This window comes from Bradyrhizobium sp. NBAIM01, from assembly GCF_020194115.1.
GTDB lineage: Bacteria > Pseudomonadota > Alphaproteobacteria > Rhizobiales > Xanthobacteraceae > Bradyrhizobium > Bradyrhizobium yuanmingense.
Genome location: NZ_JADYVU010000003.1, coordinates 455,059 through 474,713, shown reverse-complemented (window position 1 = coordinate 474,713; position 19,655 = coordinate 455,059). Strand labels below are relative to the sequence as shown.

Annotated in this window: 23 protein-coding genes; 14 read left to right on the top strand and 9 right to left on the bottom strand. The window is 65.1% G+C overall.

The genetic code is table 11. The annotated features are described in order from the left end of the window. The first annotated feature begins 8 nt into the window (after positions 1-8). Both ccoG and I6F31_RS12990 read left to right on the top strand, forming a co-directional pair. Positions 9-1,445, top strand: a complete 1,437-nt coding sequence (gene ccoG, locus I6F31_RS12995) for a cytochrome c oxidase accessory protein CcoG (protein WP_225185500.1) — start codon at positions 9-11, stop codon at positions 1,443-1,445. 148 nt (positions 1,446-1,593) lie between these two features. Then, positions 1,594-2,763: a GNAT family N-acetyltransferase gene (locus I6F31_RS12990; protein ID WP_225185649.1), complete on the top strand. Its 1,170-nt coding sequence runs from the start codon at positions 1,594-1,596 to the stop codon at positions 2,761-2,763. A gap of 4 nt (positions 2,764-2,767) precedes the next feature. Here the strand turns inward: I6F31_RS12990 and I6F31_RS12985 are convergent, their stop codons facing one another. Continuing rightward, positions 2,768-3,433 carry a DsbA family oxidoreductase gene (locus I6F31_RS12985; RefSeq protein WP_225185499.1) on the bottom strand — a complete coding sequence of 222 codons (666 nt, stop codon included), beginning with the start codon at positions 3,431-3,433 and terminating at the stop codon, positions 2,768-2,770. Between the two features lie 186 nt (positions 3,434-3,619). On the opposite strand from I6F31_RS12985, the gene I6F31_RS12980 reads away from it, so the two are divergent. Then, on the top strand, positions 3,620-4,420 hold the full coding sequence (locus I6F31_RS12980) for a thioesterase family protein (RefSeq protein ID WP_225185498.1): 801 nt from the start codon (positions 3,620-3,622) through the stop codon (positions 4,418-4,420). Here I6F31_RS12980 and I6F31_RS12975 read toward each other — a convergent pair. Both I6F31_RS12975 and I6F31_RS12970 read right to left on the bottom strand, forming a co-directional pair. Continuing rightward, the gene (locus tag I6F31_RS12975; protein ID WP_225151186.1) at positions 4,408-5,229 is read right to left on the bottom strand and encodes a helix-turn-helix transcriptional regulator; all 822 of its coding nucleotides are present in this window, start codon (positions 5,227-5,229) and stop codon (positions 4,408-4,410) included. The genes I6F31_RS12980 and I6F31_RS12975 overlap by 13 nt on opposite strands. Positions 5,230-5,269: 40 nt before the next feature. Next, positions 5,270-6,091: a helix-turn-helix transcriptional regulator gene (locus tag I6F31_RS12970; RefSeq protein WP_225151185.1), complete on the bottom strand. Its 822-nt coding sequence runs from the start codon at positions 6,089-6,091 to the stop codon at positions 5,270-5,272. A 100-nt stretch (positions 6,092-6,191) separates the two neighbouring features. Here I6F31_RS12970 and I6F31_RS12965 point away from each other — a divergent pair, with 100 nt between their 5' ends. Beyond that, a complete protein-coding gene (locus I6F31_RS12965) occupies positions 6,192-6,422 on the top strand; it encodes a hypothetical protein (RefSeq protein WP_192893150.1) in 231 nt (76 codons plus the stop codon). Positions 6,423-6,455: 33 nt separating this feature from the next. Continuing rightward, positions 6,456-6,854 carry a hypothetical protein gene (locus I6F31_RS12960; protein ID WP_225185497.1) on the top strand — a complete coding sequence of 133 codons (399 nt, stop codon included), beginning with the start codon at positions 6,456-6,458 and terminating at the stop codon, positions 6,852-6,854. Positions 6,855-7,620: 766 nt separating this feature from the next. Here the strand turns inward: I6F31_RS12960 and I6F31_RS12955 are convergent. Both I6F31_RS12955 and I6F31_RS12950 read right to left on the bottom strand, forming a co-directional pair. Beyond that, entirely contained in the window at positions 7,621-7,935 is a 315-nt protein-coding gene (locus I6F31_RS12955) for a hypothetical protein (protein ID WP_225185496.1), read from the bottom strand. Between the two features lie 420 nt (positions 7,936-8,355). Continuing rightward, entirely contained in the window at positions 8,356-8,919 is a 564-nt protein-coding gene (locus I6F31_RS12950) for an SET domain-containing protein (protein ID WP_225185495.1), read from the bottom strand. A 162-nt stretch (positions 8,920-9,081) separates the two neighbouring features. Between I6F31_RS12950 and I6F31_RS12945 the strand changes: the two genes are divergently transcribed. Then, positions 9,082-9,687 carry a hypothetical protein gene (locus I6F31_RS12945; RefSeq protein WP_225185494.1) on the top strand — a complete coding sequence of 202 codons (606 nt, stop codon included), beginning with the start codon at positions 9,082-9,084 and terminating at the stop codon, positions 9,685-9,687. Here the strand turns inward: I6F31_RS12945 and I6F31_RS12940 are convergent. Together I6F31_RS12940 and I6F31_RS12935 are read right to left on the bottom strand one after the other, a co-directional pair. After that, positions 9,684-10,316 (bottom strand): DUF6321 domain-containing protein, encoded by a 633-nt coding sequence (locus I6F31_RS12940; RefSeq protein WP_036013043.1) that lies wholly within the window; start codon positions 10,314-10,316, stop codon positions 9,684-9,686. The two genes, I6F31_RS12945 and I6F31_RS12940, sit on opposite strands and share 4 nt — an antisense overlap. Before the next feature lie 47 nt (positions 10,317-10,363). Then, positions 10,364-11,095 carry a TetR/AcrR family transcriptional regulator gene (locus I6F31_RS12935; protein ID WP_225185493.1) on the bottom strand — a complete coding sequence of 244 codons (732 nt, stop codon included), beginning with the start codon at positions 11,093-11,095 and terminating at the stop codon, positions 10,364-10,366. Positions 11,096-11,201: 106 nt separating this feature from the next. Here I6F31_RS12935 and I6F31_RS12930 point away from each other — a divergent pair, with 106 nt between their 5' ends. The 5 genes from I6F31_RS12930 to I6F31_RS12910 all read left to right on the top strand — a co-directional run bounded on the left by I6F31_RS12930 (position 11,202) and on the right by I6F31_RS12910 (position 15,053). Next, entirely contained in the window at positions 11,202-12,599 is a 1,398-nt protein-coding gene (locus tag I6F31_RS12930; protein ID WP_225185492.1) for a carotenoid oxygenase family protein, read from the top strand. Positions 12,600-12,674: 75 nt separating this feature from the next. Continuing rightward, positions 12,675-12,938, top strand: coding sequence for a hypothetical protein (locus I6F31_RS12925; protein WP_036043814.1), 264 nt, complete (start codon positions 12,675-12,677; stop codon positions 12,936-12,938). 221 nt (positions 12,939-13,159) lie between these two features. Beyond that, positions 13,160-13,714 (top strand): septation protein IspZ, encoded by a 555-nt coding sequence (locus tag I6F31_RS12920; protein ID WP_036013049.1) that lies wholly within the window; start codon positions 13,160-13,162, stop codon positions 13,712-13,714. Between the two features lie 105 nt (positions 13,715-13,819). Further along, on the top strand, positions 13,820-14,116 hold the full coding sequence (locus I6F31_RS12915) for a hypothetical protein (protein ID WP_036013050.1): 297 nt from the start codon (positions 13,820-13,822) through the stop codon (positions 14,114-14,116). A gap of 16 nt (positions 14,117-14,132) precedes the next feature. Next, positions 14,133-15,053 (top strand): SH3 domain-containing protein, encoded by a 921-nt coding sequence (locus tag I6F31_RS12910; protein ID WP_036013051.1) that lies wholly within the window; start codon positions 14,133-14,135, stop codon positions 15,051-15,053. A gap of 196 nt (positions 15,054-15,249) precedes the next feature. Here I6F31_RS12910 and I6F31_RS12905 read toward each other — a convergent pair whose 3' ends face one another. Further along, positions 15,250-16,905, bottom strand: coding sequence for a fumarate hydratase (locus I6F31_RS12905; RefSeq protein WP_225139741.1), 1,656 nt, complete (start codon positions 16,903-16,905; stop codon positions 15,250-15,252). A 212-nt stretch (positions 16,906-17,117) separates the two neighbouring features. On the opposite strand from I6F31_RS12905, the gene I6F31_RS12900 reads away from it, so the two are divergent. From I6F31_RS12900 to I6F31_RS12890, 3 genes are all read left to right on the top strand, one after another. Beyond that, a complete protein-coding gene (locus tag I6F31_RS12900) occupies positions 17,118-17,591 on the top strand; it encodes a hypothetical protein (RefSeq protein ID WP_036013057.1) in 474 nt (157 codons plus the stop codon). 301 nt (positions 17,592-17,892) lie between these two features. Continuing rightward, on the top strand, positions 17,893-18,066 hold the full coding sequence (locus tag I6F31_RS12895) for a hypothetical protein (RefSeq protein ID WP_167361693.1): 174 nt from the start codon (positions 17,893-17,895) through the stop codon (positions 18,064-18,066). Between the two features lie 116 nt (positions 18,067-18,182). Further along, on the top strand, positions 18,183-18,857 hold the full coding sequence (locus I6F31_RS12890) for an isoprenylcysteine carboxylmethyltransferase family protein (RefSeq protein WP_036013059.1): 675 nt from the start codon (positions 18,183-18,185) through the stop codon (positions 18,855-18,857). A gap of 22 nt (positions 18,858-18,879) precedes the next feature. On the opposite strand, the gene I6F31_RS12885 is transcribed toward I6F31_RS12890, so the two are convergent. Beyond that, positions 18,880-19,587 carry a glutathione S-transferase gene (locus tag I6F31_RS12885; RefSeq protein ID WP_036013061.1) on the bottom strand — a complete coding sequence of 236 codons (708 nt, stop codon included), beginning with the start codon at positions 19,585-19,587 and terminating at the stop codon, positions 18,880-18,882. Between the last annotated feature and the right edge of the window lie 68 nt (positions 19,588-19,655).

Sequence of the window (19,655 nt, the reverse complement as noted above, 5' to 3'; positions counted from 1 at the left end):
AGCATGGGATGACCGACGACACCTTCATCGAGGGGCCTCTCTACGAGAAGCGGAAGAAGGTCTACCCGCAGTCGGTCAATGGCCCTTTCCGCCGCATCAAATGGGCGATCCTGTGCGTCACGCTCGGAACCTATTACCTGCTGCCGTTCGTGCGCTGGAATCGCGGACCCGGCCTGCCCGACCAGGCCGTGCTGATCGACTTCCCGCATCGGCGCTTCTATTTCTTCTTCATCGAGCTGTGGCCGCAGGAGGTCTATTATTTCACCGGTCTCCTCATCATCGCGGCGATGATTCTGTTCCTGATGAACGCGGTCGCGGGGCGGCTGTGGTGCGGCTACATGTGTCCGCAGACGGTGTGGACCGACCTGTTCTACGCGGTCGAGCGTTGGGTCGAGGGCGACCGGCGCGAGCGCATGCAGGGCGACAAGCGCTACTGGACGTTCGACCATCTTCGCAAGGTCGCGCTCAAGCACTTCCTCTGGATCATGATCGCCTGGTGGACCGGCGGCGCCTGGGTGCTCTACTTTTCCGACGCGCCGACGCTGGTGAAGGAGCTCGCGACCTTCCAGGCACCGTTCATCGCCTATCTCTGGATCGGCATCCTCACCGCCACGACCTATGTCTTTGCCGGTCACGCCCGGGAGCAGATGTGCATCTACATGTGCCCGTGGCCGCGGATCCAGGCGGCGCTGACCGACGAATGGGCGCTCAACGTCACCTATCGGCGTGACCGCGGCGAGCCGCGCATGTCGGTGAAGAAGGCGGATGCCGCGCGCGCCCATGGCGATCCCGCCGGCGATTGCGTCGACTGCCATCAGTGCATCAATGTCTGCCCGACCGGCGTCGACATCCGTCACGGCATCCAGCTCGGCTGCATCCAGTGCGGCCTGTGCATCGACGCCTGCGACAACGTCATGCGCGAGATCGGCCGGCCCCAGGGCCTGATCGGCTACGACACCGACATCAATATGCAGCGCCGACACGAGGGCAAGCCGCCGATCTACCGCATCATCCGTCCGCGCACGCTGATCTATGCCGCGGCCATCGCCATTGTGGGCAGCATCATGCTGTACACTCTCGCCACTCGCGCGACGATGGACGTCAACGTACTGCACGAGCGCAATCCCCTCTTCGTCCAGCTTTCGGACGGCGGCGTGCGCAACGACTACACCGTGCGTATTCTCAACAAGAGTGCACAGCGGTCGTTTGTGCTCGACGTCTCCGGCCTGCCGGGCGCGACCATTCGCATCGCCGGCATCGAGGCGGGCCCCGGCGGCAAGCCCATCATCGAGGTCGGGCAGGATCAGACCCGCGAGGTCAGGCTGTCGGTGCAGGTCGGGCCGGGCGACCTGCCGAAGACCTCCCGCGACATCGAGATCACCATCACCGAGACCGCCAGCGGCGGCCGCGCGAGCGCCCGCGATCATTTCGTGCCGGGAGACTAGCCACCTTTCGGCAGAACAGCCGCGGCTGGATGCTGAATCAAACGTTAACGCTACCGCTCGAATTGCAGTGGCATGCCAACCGTATTTTCCAATCTTTGCGCTAAGCATCACCGGTGGCACGGGCTGAGCTCGCGTGAACGGGGACAACGTGGTCGACATCGCGCATCAGGCAGCGATCAATCCGGCATCGGCAAGGGATGTCGCGATGGCGCGCGCGCCTGTTCCGCTTGCGGCCGTCGACACCGGCCAATGGCGCGCGCTGGCGCAGCGGGCGATCGAGCCGAACGGATATTACCTGCCCGCCTGGGAGCTCGCCGTCAGCGCAACTGCGCGCGGTCGCACGAATGCCTCGGCACTGTCCGCATTTGACGGCACTTCGGCCCGGCTGATCGGCCTGATGCCGGTGGTCTCACTCTGGCGCGCCCTGAAGATCCCCCTGCCTGCCCTGGTGACCGCGCATCCCTATGGCACGCTGTGCAGCCCGCTGCTCGACCGCGACGTTCCGCTCGACGCCGCCGCGCGTCTGCTGCAGCAGGCGCGCGAGGCCGGCGCGCACGCGCTCGTGCTGACCGATGTCGCGCTCGATGGCGCAGCCATGGCATCACTCAAGCAGGTGCTGAAGCGCGACGGTTTGAAGCCGAGAATCCTCAGCTCCTACATCCGCGCCAGCCTCGATGCGACGCAGGATGGCGACACGCTGTTGCGCGAGGCGCTCGGCGCCAAGAAGCTCAAGGAGCTGCGGCGCCAGCGTCACCGTCTCGAGGAGCACGGCCCCGTCGTGTTCGAGATCGCGCGCAGCTCCGACCAGATCGGACGTGCGCTCGAAACCTTTCTGCAGCTCGAAGCGAGCGGCTGGAAGGGCAAGCGGGGCACCGCGCTGGTCCAGCATCCGGGCGACGCGACCTTTATTCGCCGCGCCGTGCCGGCGCTGGCAGAGACCGCGCAGTGCGAGATCGTCACCCTTCGCGCCGGCGCGACGCCGATTGCCGCCGGCATCGTGTTGCGCCATCAGGATCGTGCCTTCTTCTTCAAGCTCGGGATCGACGAGCGCTTTGCAAAATATTCGCCGGGCGTGCAGCTCACGCTCGACCTCACCCGCCATCTCTGCGCCGACCCCGCCGTCGCCAGCGCGGACTCGACGGCGAATGCCGATCACCCCATGATCAACCCGATCTGGCGCGGACGCCTCGCGATCGGCGATGTGCTGATCCCGCTGCGGCGGCACGACCCGGTCGTGGCGCTCATTCACGGCGCGCTGGTCGGCCTCAACGCCGCGCACGAGGCCGCGCGCGGCGTGGTTCGCCGGCTCCGAAAATAAAAAGTTACTCCGCCGCCTGCGCGTTGATCTCCTCTGAGACCTGGCGGATGGCGCGGGCAAGCAGGTTCGGATCCTGCGCGCCGGAGACGGCGTACTTCTGCGCAAAGACGTAGGTCGGCACGCCGGAGATGCCCTTGTCGGCGGCTTCCTGGGCATCTGCCGAGACGCGCGCGACGTCCTCGCCGGTGGCGAGGCGCTTGCGCACGTCGTCGGCGTCGAGGCCGATGTCGGCTGCCGCCTGCACCAGCACGTTCACGTCGGTGAGATCACCGCCGTCGCGGAAGTACAGCTCCATCAGGCGCTGCTTCATCTCAGGCGCCTTGCCGATCGCTTCCGCCCAGAGGATCAGGCGGTGGCAGTCGGTCGTGTTCGGCTGGCGCGCCACGAGCTCCGGCTTGTAGACGAGCCCCTCCTCGCTCGCGGCCGCGACGACGCGTCCCGCAATGCCCTTATAGGCTTCGACCGAGCCGAACTTCTGGGTGAGATAGGCCTCGCGGCTGATGCCCTCGCGCGGCACCCAGGGATTGAGGAAGAAGGGACGGAAATTGAGCTTGACCGGAACGTCAGGCACCAGCGCCAGCGCGCTCTCGATGCGATGCTTGCCGATATAGCACCAGGGGCAGACCACATCTGAGACGACGTCGATCTGGAGCGGTTTCAGCGTGCTCATGTCAGGCGCCTCCTTCGGGCACTTCGAGGGTCCGCCCGAACATAAGCCGAACCGGGGGCGGCGCAAGGCACCCGTCCTGCATGGCTCACGACTTCACCTCTGCGGTTATTGTGACCGGTTCTCCCCGCCCCGATACTTACGGCCACGATACTTACGGCCACAATCAAGCCCAAAGGGGAGACCGCGATGAGCGCCATTTTCAAGCCGGACGGCGAACTGTTCCGGGCCACCGAGCATGCCGGCGGGCCGTGGTGGCCGGACATGCTGCAGGGAAGCGCCACCACCGCGCTGATGACCCGTGAGGTCGAGCGCCTCGCCGCCAGATCCGGCTTTGCTGTGCGGCGCCTGACCTTCGATCTGTGGCGGCCGGCGGGCCTGCGCCTGTTCAGGGCGGTCAGCGAGCTGCTGCGCGACGGTCGCAAGGCCAAGACCCTGCAGGTGCGGCTGATGGACGGCGAGACCGAGATCGGCCGCTGCACGGCGCTGCTGACGGCGCCGAGCGGCGAGTCGCCCATCGATCCGTTCGCGAGGCCCACGCCCGTCGACAAGGGCCCCGAGGCCGGCAGCCCGCCGCCCGCCTTCGCGCAGAAATGGAGCCGTTATTTCCAGAATGTGTCGGTGCGGCTCATTGAGGGCGCGCTGGAGAAGCCGGGCCCGGCCGCGGCCTGGATGCGGCTCGATGCGCCGCTGGTCGAGGGCGAGCCGAACACGCCGCTGCTCCAGGCGGTGCAGGCGGCGGACTTCTCCAGCGGCGTCGCGCAGATCGTCGACATGCGCCAATGGACCTTCATCAACCCGGAGATCAGCCTCTATTTCTTCCGTCCGCCCGAGGGCGAATGGATCCTGATCCGCGCCGCGACGCGCGTCGGCGCCCATGGCGCGGGCCTCACCACGGCGACACTGAGTGACCGCAACGGGCCGTTCGCGGAGGTGATGCAGGCCATGAGCTTCGAGCGGCGCGAAGCCGTGCAGGCTCAAGCGTCCTGATCTGCAAGCGCGACCAAGGCGGCCTCGGAGGCGGCATCAACAGGCATGAACATCTCGACGCGAAGCTCCTGCAGCGTGACGTCCTGCGGGGTGCCGAGCGTCAGCACCGCACCGATCAAACCAACGCCGATATCGCCCTTGCGCAGGCGCACCTCGCAGAGCGGCCCCGGGGCCGCGTTGTCCTCGGTCGCCTCAGGCAGCTGCGGCAGCCGCATCAATTCGCGCCAGGTCGATTGCAGGGCCTCATCGAGCGGCGCGGCCATCGCCTCATGCCGCGCCCGTGCCAGCAGCGCGGCCGCAACAATCGGCCAGTTCTCGACGAACGGCTTGAGCTCGTCGGGAGCGAGGAACATGCGCATGTGGTTGAGCGGCCGCTGCATGCGTAGAGGGCCAAGCAGCATGGTCATCAGGCGCGAGGCGGCGCGATTGGCCTGCATCACGTTCCAGCGCCGGTCGGTGACGATTGCCGGGAACGGCTCGTGACGGAGAAGCAGAAGATCGATGGCACGCCGCGCCTCGGCAAGCTCCGGCGCCGACAGATCGCGCTCGCCATATTGCCGCGCGAAGCCGCCGGCCTCGAGCAGCGCATTGCGATCACGCAACGACAGATCGAGCGCCGACGCGAGCTGCAGCAGGATGTCCCGGCTTGCCGCCGCCTTCCCGGTCTCGACATAGCTCAGATGCTTGACCGAAATGCCGGCCTCGAACGCCAGCTCCGCCTGGCTCAATGCACGACGGGTGCGCCAGCCGCGCAGGAGATCGCCGATGGGATTGGCCGGCCGCAATCGCCGGAAGGAGCGTGTGTCCATCCGCCGATTATGCGAGCGCCGCTCCGTCGTGTAAACGGCGCTAGCGCAGCCCGGCCGCCATCTGCTTCAGCCGTTCGGCGGTGCGCTCGTCTGCCGGAAAGAACGTCTCCAGCGCCAGCTCCGACAGGGTGATGTCGACCGGCGTGCCGAACACCATGGTGGTGGAGAAGAAGCTGAGGATCTCCCCGCCATGCCTCAGCTTGAAGGGGATCGCGACGTTGTCGGCTGGCAGCGGCGCCGAGCGCGCCGGAATCGGATAGCTCTTCAGATCGTTGTACAGCTTGATCAGCTCCGGATCGGCCGTCGCCTCGCACTGCCGGTGCAGCCGTTCCAGGAGATGCCCGCACCACTCGGCGAGATTGACCGTGCGGGGCGCCAGCGCCTCGGGATGGAAGGCGAGCCTGAGCACGTTGATGGGCTGGCCGAGCAGATGCTGCGGGATGCCCTCGAGCAGCGGCGCCACCATGCGATTGGCGGAGACCAGGTTCCAGTGCCTGTCCACCGCAAGCGCCGGATTGGGTTCATGGGCTTTCAAGACGAGGTCGATCGCCGCACGGGCTGATTTCAAGGCGGGATCCTCCAGCGGGCGCTGCGGAAAGGCCGGTGCGAAACCGGCCGCGACCAGCAGCACGTTGCGTTCGCGCAAGGGTACGTCCAGGCGCTCGGCGAGCCTGAGCACCATGTCGCGCGACGGCGCGGCGCGGCCGGTCTCGACGAAGCTCAAATGCCGCGCCGAGATTTCGGCTTCGCCGGCAAGATCGAGCTGGCTCATGCGGCGGCGCTGCCGCCATTCCCGCAAATGGTCGCCGATATGGACCGGCTGGCTGCGTTCGGTACGTACGGTGGATGCATGTGCGTTCATGATCAAAAACTAGCACGCGAATTTAGGCGCTTCCATTACCACCGAGGTAATCGAAATGGGGGACGAGCACGCGCATCTTTGGTCGCAACAGGAGATGACCATGATCGCATTGCTGCTCTACCGGACCGTCGCAGACCACGTCTTGCCCTGGGCCATGGCGTTCGCAACGCGGATGCTGGCGCGCAGCCTCAACATGCCGGAGCCGCTGCTGCATTCGACCGGCGACTATGTGGTCGCGCAGGTCATCGCCTTCGAGCACGGCGTCGGCAGGAGCCTCTGCCCGTTCCGGCTCGCCCGTCTGCTCCGCGCCTGGTGGCGCGGTCGGCGCTAAAGTTCCACCCCAGCCCAACCAAGGAGACCTGAGATGATCGATGCATCCACCTTCCTGCGCCGCGCCCTCTTCGCCGACGCCGTCTTCAGCGGCGTCGCCGCGCTCGGCTTCACCTTCGGCGCGAGCGCTTTCGCTGCGCTGTTCAACCTGCCCGAAGCGCTGCTGCGCGAGAGCGGCCTGTTCCTGATTGCCTACACCGCCCTGGTCGGCTGGCTCGCCTCGCGGGCCACGGTCGCGAAATCGCTGGTGCTACTGGTCGTGATCGGCAATGCCGCCTGGACCGTTGGCAGCATCGCGCTGCTGCTTTCGGGCGCGGTGTCGCCGAACCTCGCCGGTCAGCTCATGGTCGTCGCGCAAGCCATCGCCACCGGCGTGTTCGCCGAGCTGCAATATGTGGGCTTGAAGAGGAGCGGGCGCGCCGTGGCGGCGTGATCCTTGCGTGCCAGCTCCGCGGCAAGCCGGGGAACGCGAAGGCTTCGTCATATCGGATCGTACCTGGATGCATGCATGACCTCGCGTTCTCGCGGCGGATTTCGCCCGAGCTTTGCTTCGTTGCTTGCGCCCTTCGGTTGCCGGAGGGCGCAGGGAAGGCCGGGCGCCGGCGGCACCCGAGTCCGTGTACAAGGAAATGCACACGGGGTGGACCACAGGTGTTGCCGGTCGCCCGGCCTTCCCTGCGCGGATGGTTTTAACGGTGTCCTTCGTGCTCTCCTCGGGGAGCGCTGCACTATTGCCCCCGTCGCCTTGCGGCTTCTCTGATGCGCGCACCCGGTTGGGCCGCCGCATCACCGCAAGCCTTGACGCACAGACCCCGGGCGTCAGGACCACACGACTTCTCCGTCCGCGGACGATTTGGCCTCAGCGCCCGGGGCTTGGTGTGCGCACCCCAGACCATCGACCAAACCGCTGTGACCGCGCCGTGTCGTATGCGCATCGCCTGAGACTCACGGTTGCCCGCCCTGTCCTCAAGCAAATCGCGCCGGCGCTACCGCGTCCACCGCACCCCGACCCGCATCTCGTGACGATCGCGAAGCGCCCCTCTGGCAGGGCCGGGATGGCAGACATATGCCATAAATCCGAAATTCGGAAAAGCGATATATTTCTGTGCGACGGGATTGACAGATTTTGGGTGTTTTGCCCGACGCCTCGCCGGTAGATTCATGATCACGCGGGGGCACCAACTGGATCGTCAGAAAGGCTAGAGGCATTCTCCCTCCGTTGGATCCACGGATTTTTCGAGCCGTTCGCGGAACGTTGCTTCTCTCTGCAAGAGTTCCTGCAACATCACCTTCAAAGCCAGGTACTCTGGCAGCTTACAAAAGCCCTTCGCGACTTCCTCTCGTGCACGCAGGCTCCGAACTCGATCATAGTCGGCGGCGATTTTGTCGTTATCAAATTTTGCGTTTTCGTTGATGAACCTTTTCAAAGCCTCGCGGAGTTCCTGATAAGCATGCTCACTCTTGCGATCGAGCGTGCGTTCACAAAGAACCATGGCCTCTCGGGCGGACGTCATGATCTCATAGACACACGTCAAACTCATTTCTCGGCCAATTGCCCCGGACGGCCATAGTATGGTCATCGACAGGAGCAAACATCCAACTCCTGCGCAGACCTCGCGATATAGGATGCCTAAGGTTCGCATCGTCGTCTCATGGGTATGGTGGGTACGGTAATACTAAATCCCCGGCGCTCCAAAATTCCAACCGAAAGTGGGGGATTATTTTGGTTGTTTCGCTTAACTGTGCCCGAAATCGTTGGTCGTGCAGAGCAATCGAGATGGAGGCCGGCAACGCCTACGGCGAGCAGCGAAGCAATGACGGAGAGGAGACGAGAACGTCGTTCCCGGGCTGAGGGCGAGCCGAGCGGAGGCTTTGGCCGTGCGCGAAGCCTGTCAGCTTGCGCGGCAGAAGGGCGCGCGACGGCCGATGCGAAGCTACGCCTTGGCGCGGCCGACCTTGCCGGGGAAGTGCTTGCCGTTCAGCTTCTTCTTTTTCACGGCCGTGCTTTTCGCGCCCGCCTTCTGCGCCTTGCGCTCGGCCCGCGCCTTCACCTTGGCGGATTCCGCCCGCGCCTCAGCGCGCAGCTTCTTGCGCTTCTTCTCGCATGAATCGCATTTGCAGCCGATCGGCTTCAGATAGGCTTTGAAATAGTCGGTGCCGTAATCGTAATTGATCTCGTCGCCCGGCTCGATGTTCCTGATGGCGCGGATGAACACCTTGCGCTCGCGCGGACGAACGTCGGATTCCGCGTTGGGCCGGCAGGAATGGTTGATGTAGCGGGCGAGGTTCTTGCGCACCGAGCCGTCGATGGTCCAGCGCCCGTTGAGCTCGAACAGATATTTGTTCTCGATCTCGTCGTGCTCGGGAATCCGCGAGTCCAGAATCGGTCCGAAATAGCGGATGATCCGGGTCCCCTTCTTGATCGGCTTGGTGGCGAAGAGGCCGAGCCCGGTCTTGGAGCGGCCGACGCGATAAGGTTTGTTCGAGGTGGCTGGCATGATCGAGAAAATGAGAACGCGAACGAGGCAGGAGGAGCCCAAGCGAAGCCGCTCTTGTAGAACGATTCCGCGCTTCTGTCAGGTATATCCCAACCCTGTTTGAACCTTGCCCACAATCAAGACGTCTGATGGAACGAAGTTCCCAGTCCATCAAAGCCTCACATGAACCGTATCACTACTATTGGCTTGGCCGTCCTGATGGCTTGCATCGGCCTGAACAGCGCCGACGCCCAATCCCTGGGCAGCAGCTACACCTCGACGGCACCAAAAGATTGCCGGCAGATCGGCAAGCCCGGCGCGCTCGACGGCAGCAGCACGCGGGTTTGTCCGGGCAAGGACGGCCTGATCGTGCTGATCGCCGAGGACGACCTTCGCGAGATCGTCGCGGTCGGACGCAACCGCAAGGCAGCAGCTGAGGAACCCGCGGCCAACCTCTGGTTCGCCCCGTTCAATTCATCCGAGACGACTATCGAATGGCGCGCGGCCGGCGCAAGGCCGTTTGCGATCATCCAGCGCTGGCACATCGCCGACAATTCCGATCCCGACAAGCAGGGTCGGCCGAACACCAAGGCCATGCTGGTCGTGACCCGGCTGCCGCCGGGTCCGGTCTGCCACGTCGCCTATGTCGATGGGATCGCCAACCCGAACGCCAACGAGCTCGCGCGCAAGGCCGCCGACGATCTCGCCCGCGGCTTCGCTTGCGGCAAGGACGAGGTCAAGATCATCGGCACACGCGGCCGCGCCGTCGAGCTCGCGACAATGCGCTAGGCATTGTCCTTGATGCGGCGGTAGCGCGCCAGCAGGCGCTCGCCCTTCGCGGCAATGCGCCTGGCCGCTGCCACCGTCCTCGGAACAGGCTCGCCCCAGGCATGTGCCGACAATGCGTGCCGGGTCGGCTGACCCTTAGCATCGACCAGCGGTGGCACTTTGGCGCGGCCGTAGAAGCGAACCGCCCAGCTTCCCTTCCGGCGCATTTCCTGCGGGGTCATCTCGGATTGTTTCTTGGTGACGCCTGGTCGCAGATGGGAACCCTGCTTGCGGGCGAAAGCCTTTCTGCCAGCTGCTGTCAGCCCGCCCCGCGGATCCTTTTCGCGCGCGGAGGCGACGCGCTTGCGCGAGGACTTTGAGGTCTTCTTTGCGTTACGCTTGCCGGTTTTCCTGACAGATTTCTTCGCAGACTTTGCCTTGGAGGATTTCGACTTGGAAGGCGTCTTCCTCTTGGAGGTCTTCTTCGCTGCCACGCGCATGTTGTCCACGAGGTTGGGATAGCGTCGCCCGGCGCGGCGGGCGCGTGCCTTCGCCGCCGATTTCTGTGCAGGACTGAGATGCTTGGATGCCTTACCCGCGCGTTTACGGGGGTTGGCACGTTTCCAGGGAGAGCGCGATGCCTTTGCCATGGCGCATCAACGCTTGAATAAAGCAAGAGTTGCGTCACACCTGGTGATCAGGAGCCGGGCAGCTTACCGGTCACTGGAGCGGTCAGCATCGTCTCGAGCAGCCGCTCCGCCGTCGTCCCCTCCGGCAGCCGCGCGAGAATGTCCTTCAGCCGTCCGTCGAGCAGCAGCATGGTGAAGCCGTGAACCAGCGACCAGGCTCGCGCGATCGCGGCGCCCTGGTTCAGCGTCAGCGCGTCGCCGCTGATCTGCTCCTGCCGCATCATGCCGATCGCATTGGTAAGGCCGGCGAAAGATGCCTCGGCCGCCTCGTGCAGCGACGGCCTCGAATAATCCAGCCGCTCGGTGCGGAACATGATGCCGTACATGCCAGGATGGGCCTGCGCATAGGCGATGTAGGCTTTCGGCCGCGCCAGCGCGGCTTCGAGCGGCGTGGTGGCGGCATCGCACGAAGCGTTCATGACCGCGTTGAACTGGCGGAAGCCGACGGCCGCGAGCTCGCTGAGCAGGCCCGTCAGGTCGCCGAAATGATGGGTGGGAGCGGCATGCGAGACGCCGGCCTCGCGCGCCACCGCGCGCAACGTCAGGCCAGCGAGCCCGTCGCGCTCCAGCACCCGTTCGGCGGCCTGGAGCAGCGCCTCGCGGAGCGCGCCGTGATGATACGGCGTCTCGGTCTTGGCGCTTCTCGCGCGCCGCGAGGCGCGCGATGCCGCGGTCGAGGTGGTTTTTCTTAGGGCACGCGGGCTGCGCGCCGCGTCGCCCTTGGTGTCTGTCTTGGCCATTTGCAAGCTATATGACGCAATATTGACAGTGTAAAGATTTCGCTTGACGAAAGCTGCGATCGGGTCTACTCAATCTTTACGATGTAAAGATAAGGGAGGATTCGCCGTGCAGCACGACGCCATGGCCGAGCGCAGCAACAATATCGCGCCGATCCCATTCGAGGCCGACGCGCCCTTCCTGAAGATCGTCGGCGAATTGCCGCGTGAGCTGAACGGCACGCTGTACCGCAACGGCCCCAATCCGCAGTTCGATTCGCCCGGCGCGCACTGGTTCGTCGGCGATGGGATGCTGCACGCCTTCCATCTCGAGAACGGGCGCGCCAGCTACCGCAACCGCTGGGTCCGCACGCCGAAATGGCTCGCCGAGCACGACGCCGGCCGCGCGCTGTTCGGCGGCTTCGGCCGCAAGCTGCCGGATGCGCCGGCGAGCCTGACCGACGGCGGCGTCGCCAACACCAACATCATCTTCCACGCCGGCAAGCTGCTGGCGCTGGAAGAAGCGCATCTGCCGACGGAGATCGAGCCGGGCACGCTGGCGACGCGCGGCTATCACAACTACCAGGGCCGCGTCGCCGGCAGCTTCACCGCGCATCCCAAGATCGATCCCGTCACCGGCGAGCTGGTGTTCTTCGGCTACAACGCGGCGGGCCCGCTGACGCCTGCCCTCTCCTACGGATCGATCGACGCAACAGGCAAGGCGACGCGGTTCGAGCGGTTTGAGGCGCCCTATGCCAGCATGGTGCACGACTTCATCGTCACCGCGAACCATGTGCTGTTTCCGATCCTGCCGATCACGGGCAGCATGGAGCGCGCGATGAGCGGAAAGCCGCCCTATGCCTGGGAGCCGGACAAGGGCGCCTATGTCGGCGTGATGAAGCGCAGCGGCACGGCGAAGGACATCGTCTGGTTTCGTGCCGAAGCCTGCTACGTCTTCCATGTCATGAATGCGTGGGAGGACGAGGGCCGTATCGTCGCCGACGTCATGCAGTTCGAGGAAGCGCCGCTGTTTCCGCATCCGGACGGCCGGCCCACCGATCCCGAGAAATCGCGCGCCCGCCATTGCCGCTGGACCTTCGATCTCGCAGGCAATACCGACCGCTTCCAGCAGACCTACCTGGACGACCTCACCGGAGAATTCCCGCGCATCGACGATCGCCGCGCCGGGCTGAAGAGCCGTCACGGCTGGTACGCCTGCGCCAATCCGAAACTGCCGATGTTCGGCGCGCTGTCGGGCATCGTCCATGTCGACGGCAACGGCAGGCGGCTCGGCCAATATCTGCTGCCGGCCGGCGACACCATCTCCGAGCCTGTTTTCGTCGAGCGATCCAGGGATGCCGCCGAAGGCGACGGCTGGCTGCTCGCGGTGGTCTGGCGTGCGCGGGAGAACCGCAGCGATCTCGCCGTGTTCAACGCCACCGATATCGAGGCCGGCCCCGCGGCCTTGGTGCAGCTCGGCCACCGCGTCCCCGACGGCTTCCACGGCAATTGGGTCGGCGCGGCGTAGCCCCTCGTCAATGGGGGCGCGAGGAGGTGGCAATCCCGGAACCCACGTGGATATTGCGTGGTCAAAGAAAGCCCGATGCACATGCTCTCGATCACCGCGTATTCCACCGCTGTCATCGCCCCGGCCGGCGCCGTACTTGCATGCTTGGCGATACGGCTGCGCCGGCGAAGCCTCACGTTCTTCGAAGGCGGCGTCCTGCTCGCTGCCGGCCTTCTACTCGCGGCCGCACTCCCGATGGTGTCGCGCCTGCCCTGGACGGGGTTGGTCGACGAGATGACCAGCCAGCTCGTTGCAGCACTTCATTTTCTGGAGGTCGTTTACGTCGTCTTGACATTGTAAGAGACGGGCGGTCCGGCGCGGCTCCCTGTCTCGCGCATCGCGCTCTGCTTGTTGCGGTTCCGAATCCCCGCGCTGCTGGTCCCGGCCTGGCATTCTGGTCGGGGGCTGCCATGCGCTATCTCGTATGCGGTTGTCTTCACAAAGTGATATGCCGGGCATCGCCGGATCAAGTAGGGTGCGGCAGTCTGCGCCCTGCCCACGACCGCGAAACAGGAATGACGATGAAGGACGTATTCGCCCGCCTCGCCTCCGACCTCCTCTCCGTTATCATCTTCCTGGCCGTCTATCTCCTCACCGACAACGTGATCCTCGCAACGGCGGTGGCGATTGCCGGCGCGTTCGCGCAGGTGCTCTATGCGCGCCTCAAGGGACAGCCGCTCCACTACATGACCTATGCGAGCCTCGCTCTGGTCATCGTGCTCGGCGGTATCACGCTGCTGACCAATGATCCGCGCTTCATGCTGGCAAAACCCTCGATCGCACATTTCGCGATCGGCGCGATCATGCTCAAGCGCGGCTGGATGCTGCGCTACATGCCGCCCGTCATCGTCGAGACCGTCCCGGAATATGTCACCATCGCGGGCTATGCCTGGGCGGCGCTGATGTTCGTGATCGGCGCCGGCATGATGGCAGTCGCCGCCACCGGCGATCTGAAGCTCTGGGCGTTCTATCTTATGGTGGTCGCAGGCGGCGCCAAGATCCTGGCTTTTGCCGTGCAGTACTTCGTTCTGCGGCTGATCGTAACCAACCGCCGACGCGCCGCTGCCCGCGCCTAAATGCCCTACCGGAGCGTTAGGCAGGAGCTGCGAGTTGGGCTATAGGCTCGGCCAGGGACGGCCGCGGATCGTCGCGGACCGCAGCAATCTGTTCGGGAGACGGGAATGGCCGTAGACGGCAACTGGAATCTGACCATGACGACGCCGATGGGCGAGCGCCAGGCGACGCTGAGCCTGAAGGCTGCTGGCGGCACGCTCACGGGCACGCAGGGCGCGGAAGGCAATACCACCGAGATCTTCGACGGCACCGTCTCCGGCGACAACGTCTCCTGGAAGGTCTCGATCGACAAGCCGATGCCGCTCACGCTCGAATTCACCGGCACGGTCTCCGGCGACAGCATCAGTGGCGAGATGGGCATCGGCCCGATGGGCAGCTTCCCGTTCACGGGCGCGCGGGCGTAAACCGCGCGCTGCACCGATGCGTGCGCTCCTCCTCATCGCGGCGGCAGTCCTGTCTGCCGTAGCACAGGCCGCGCGCGCAGGTGACAGCGAACCGGCGTGGCGCGCGAGCGCGCTCGCCTTGGTGCCGGCAGGCTATGTTGCCGGCACCGCTTATCGAACCGAGGGGTCGACCGGTTATCTCGCGGTCTATCCCGCGACATCGAACGATCCGAAGACACCGGGGAGCGTCTTTGCGGCGCGCCAGGTTCTGGTCGTCACGCTGACTGCGGACGCGACGCGGGCGACGTCAGCCGAGCTGAAGCCGCGCACCGGGCCGGCCCCTGATAACGACGACAATGATTTCGCCGGGATGCACGCCGAGCTCGCCGCCAAGCGCGCAAAGCTGCCTGCTGGCACCGAGCCCTGCGATCTCGGCGCCTGGTCCATCGACAACGATTCCAGCGGCCTCAACGTGCGCGCCGAGCCGTCGATCAAGGCGCGCGTGCTTGGCACCTTGCCGCCGCCCTACCGGCTGAGGCTCGGCGGCGCCGAGAACACGCCCGAGGGCGGCTGGCTCACCGAATTCCGCATCATCGGCTTCAAGGACGGTTGGTTCCTGATCGAAGGCGCGAGGCCGCCGGGCAAGGACTATGAGGACGAGACGCGATATCCGCGCAGCGCGCCGAGGCCCTATGCCGGGCGCGGCTGGGTCGCCTCGAACAAGGTCGGCGCGAACTATGCCAATGGCGCCACGCGCATGGGCGGGCTGTTTCAGGCGCCCTTCATCGATGCCAAATGGATGCCGGCCCAGCGCGAGCTCGGCGGGCCGCTCGACACCGACGGCGGCCCGAAGCGCATCTTCGCCTGCAGTGGGCTCTGGGGTCTGGTCGAGAGCCACGACGGCGTCCGCGGCTGGTGGCGCGCGCTGTGCTCCAACCAGGTCACGAATTGCAGTTGAGGCGCTGAAGCATTGGCTTCGTCATGGCCGGGCTTGTTGTTCAGCCATCCACGGCTTCTTTGCGGCACTAAGAACGTGGATGCCCGGGCCTTCGCCTCGCCGAAGCGGCTTCGGCCGCGCAGGCGGGACAAGCCCGGGCATGACGATCATTGTTACGGCACGAGCATCTTCCCCCGCGCGCGTGCGGGTGAAGCAACTAGCCCAAATTCAACTCCTTGAAGAAGTCGTTGCCCTTGTCGTCGATGATGATGAACGCCGGAAAATCGACGACCTCGATGCGCCAGATCGCTTCCATGCCGAGCTCGGGATATTCGAGCACCTCGACCTTCTTGATGCAGTGCTCGGCGAGGTTCGCCGCGGCGCCGCCGATGGAGCCGAGATAGAAGCCGCCGTATTTCTTGCAGGCCTCCCGCACGCTAGGGGCGCGGTTGCCCTTGGCGACCATCACCATCGAGCCGCCGGCGGCCTGGAACTGGTCGACGAAGGAATCCATGCGGCCCGCGGTGGTCGGACCGAACGCGCCGGAGGCGTAGCCCTCGGGCGTCTTGGCGGGGCCGGCATAATAGACCGGATGGTTCTTGAAATAGTCCGGCAGCGGCTCGCCCTTCTCCAGCCGCTCGCGCAGCTTGGCATGCGCGCTGTCGCGCGCGACGATCATGGTGCCGGTCATCGAGACGCGAGTCTTGATCGGATATTTCGAGAAGGTCGCCAGAATGTCCTTCATCGGCTGGTTGAGGTCGATCTTGACGACCTCACCGCCGAGCGACTGCTCGACCTGCGGCAGGTATTGCGCGGGATTGTGCTCGAGCTCCTCGAGATAGACGCCGTCCCTGGTGATCTTGCCGAGCACCTGGCGGTCGGCCGAGCAGGACACGCCAAGCCCGATCGGCAGCGAGGCGCCGTGGCGCGGCATGCGGATCACCCGCACGTCGTGGCAGAAATACTTGCCGCCGAACTGCGCCCCGACGCCGAGTGACTGCGTCATCTTGTGGATTTCCTTCTCCATCTCGACGTCGCGGAAGGCGTTGCCGTCGGGCGAGCCGTGCGTCGGCAACGCATCGAGATAGCGGGCGGAGGCAAGCTTCACCGTCTTCATGCACAGCTCGGCCGAGGTACCGCCGATCACGATGGCGAGGTGATAAGGCGGGCACGCGGCGGTGCCGAGGGTGAGGATCTTTTCCTTCAGGAACGCGAGCAGCCGGTCCTTGGTCAGCACCGAGGGCGTGGCCTGGAACAGGAAGCTCTTGTTGGCGGAGCCGCCGCCCTTGGCCATGAACATGAACTTGTAGGCGTCATCGCCCTCGGCGTAGATCTCGCACTGCGCCGGCATGTTGTTGGCGGTGTTCTTCTCCTCGTACATCGAGAGCGGCGCGACCTGCGAGTAGCGCAAATTGCGGCGCAGGTAGGCGTCACGCGCGCCTTCGGACAGCGCCGCCTCGTCGTCACCGTCGGTGATGACGTTGCAGCCCTTCTTGCCCATGATGATCGCGGTGCCGGTGTCCTGACACATCGGCAGCACGCCGCCGGCCGCGATATTGGCGTTCTTCAAGAAGTCCAGCGCGACAAACTTGTCGTTCGGGCTCGCCTCGCCGTCCTCCAGGATCGCGCGGAGCTGCTTCAGATGGCCGGGGCGCAGATAATGGTTGATGTCGCCAAAGGCCGCCTCCGACAGCGCCCGCAGCGCCTCGCGCGACACCACCAGCATGTCCTTGCCGAGCACCTTCTCGACCCTGACGCCCTCGGACGAAATCTTCTTATAGGGCGTCTCGTCCTTGCCCAGCGGGAACAGCGGGGTGTGCTTGTAGGGCGGAACGGGCTTGGACTGGTCGGGGAAGGCGGTGGGAGCGTTCATGGGGCAAATCTCGGGGTTTTGGGGCCGTGGCGGGCCTCTCAGCATAGAAGCGTTCTAAGCGCATTCTAGCCAGAAAAGAAAGGGAGCGGTGCGCATGGGAGGGGTAGGTTCGGCACGGGAAGGCATTGGCACAGCTCGTGGAAATGCCTCTGCCCACCCTTGCGATTCGCGTCCGCCGACGCTTGAATGCGTGCCCTAAGGGGCTTTTCATCATGACATTGAAACTGAACGTCCGCGGCGCGATCCTGGTCGCCGCCGCCTTCACCGGCCTTGTGGCTCTCGCTTCGCCTGCCCGCGCCGATCGCTGCGACGACAGCGCCAAGGAGCTGGCGAGCCAGGTCGATCGCCTCAAGGTGAATTTTCGCGCCGCCAATGTCGTTTACCTGACGCACCCGGCGGCCAAGGAGCTGTCCGTGGGTTGCCGCGGCGACAAATATTCCATCGAGCTCTACGCCAAGGGCGATCGCAAGCCGAAGCCGGAATTCTACGCGCTGGTCGGCTCGATGGCGGCGATCGTCTTCACCGTGACCAAGGACGACACCACGACGGGCGCGACGCGCTGCCTGAAGCGGATGGGTCTACTCCGCGGCGACAAGGTCACCATGCGCTACCGCCGGCTCAACATGGAATGCACCCGCACCAAGACAGAGGCGTCCATCGCCATCACGCGCGGCAAGGACGAATAGGGCACGCGCCAGCTCTTTCCGCACCCTTGCGGGGTGCGTATCGCGCGATGGCGTCCGCCGCATACTCCGTCATTGCGAGCGCAGCGAAGCAATCCAGTCTGTATCCGCGGAAGCAGTCTGGATTGCTTCGTCGCAAGGGCTCCTCGCAATGACGGGGAGAGGCCTCGTCGTCTCGGTTTGCGGATGCCACGCGTGCACAGCCTTCACCGCGCCAATTCCCTCACATTTTAACGATTGGCTTGAAGGAAATTTCGCTCCTCGCAGGGCAGGCTTGATTGTTTCCATGTGTGAGGATTTGCGGATGAAGGTTTCTACCGTTGCGCCCCCGCCGATCGCGATCGTGGTTCCGAACTACGACACGACCAAGCCGCAGGACGATCAGACAAAGGTCAAGGACGAGAATCCGACCTTCAAGCCGCAGCCGCCGGCGCCGCTGCCGCCGGGTCAGGGCACGCGGATCGATCAGCTCGCCTGATCAGGCGTCCCGAGACCGAAGCGCCCGATCCGGTCGATCGGGCTTTTGGCGTGTCCGGCCGCATCTTTGCCGGATAGCTGCACGAGGATCATGCGCCGTTCACTCGGGACCTGCGCATGTTCGCACGGCTGCTATTGCGGAACACGGTGTTCGTCGTCGGCATGGGCGCGCTGCTGTTCGCGTGCGCGGGGACGCTGCATTGGCCGTCGGCCTGGGCCTTCCTCGCAACCTCCGCCCTGCTCGGCCCACTCTGCGGCTGGTGGCTCTACCGGACCGATCCGGCGCTGCTCGCCGAACGCCTGCGGCCGGTGCTGCAAAAGGATCAGCCCGCCGCCGACAAGATGTTCATGGCGCTGTTCATCGTCGCCATCCTGGCCTGGCTTGTCCTGATGGGGCTCGACCGGCGTGTTCGATCCTCTGACATGTCGACGGCGTTGCAGGTGCTCGGACTCGGGCTGTTCCTGGGCTCGACACTGTTCACCATGTGGGTGTTCCGCGAGAACTCGTTCGCCGCGCCCGTGGTGAAGCTGCAAGCCGAGCGCGCGCAGCACGTGATCTCGACCGGACCCTATGCCTATGTCCGCCATCCCATGTACAGCGGCATGATCCTGTTCTTCACCGGCGTGCCGTTGCTGCTGGGATCGTGGTGGGGACTTGCGATGATGCCGTTCCTCCTCGCCTTGCTCGCGGTCCGCATCCCGATCGAGGAGCGCACGCTGCGCGAGGGTCTGCCCGGTTACACCGATTACACGGCGCGGGTGCGCCATCGCCTCATCCCCGGCGTCTGGTGAACGCGCCAACTGCACGAAGCCGCTATCGGTCCAGCTCGCGATAGCGGCGGAAGATGCCCTGCTCGTTGAAGGGAATGCGGCGCTCGCTTGCGAGATAGGCCTGGATGTTGGGCCGTGCGGCGATGCGGTCGTGCAGGCCGACGAGGCTCGGGACATCCTTCTCGAACGCCTTCATGCGCTTGGGGAAAGCATAACGCAGCCCATCGACGAGCTGGAACAGCGAGAGGTCGACATAGGTCAGGCGCCGGCCCGTCACGTAAATGCCGCCGCTCCCGGCGAGGAGCCGCTCGAAATAGCCGAGATATTTCGGCACGCGCTCGTCCCAGAAGTCGGCCGTGCGCTTCTTCGCCGGCGCCTTCTGATCCTCATAATAGAGCGAGGGCCCGAGCGGATGATGGGTGTCGTGGATCTCGACGACGAAGTCGGTGATCGTGAGCTGAAGCTGGTGCACCCAGAGCCTGCCGGCTTCCGTCTTCGGCGCAAGCCCATGGCGGGAGCCGAGATAGAGCAGGATGTTGGCGGTCTGGCCGATGACGAGCTTGCCCGCTTTCAGGAACGGCGGCGCAAAGGGCGGCGTGCCCTTCTGCGCATCCATCATCTTCATCATCGCGGCCGATCCGCGCGGACCGCGCGCGACGTCGACGTAAGCGGCGCCCGCCTCCTCCAGCGCCAGCCGCACATATTCGCCGCGGCCCTGGATCTCGGGCCAGTAGTAGAGCTCGTATGTCATGGGGGAGGTCCGTGAGCGTGGAGGCGATCGGACCAATGTAGCACGTGGCTGAAGGTTCCGTCAGCGTG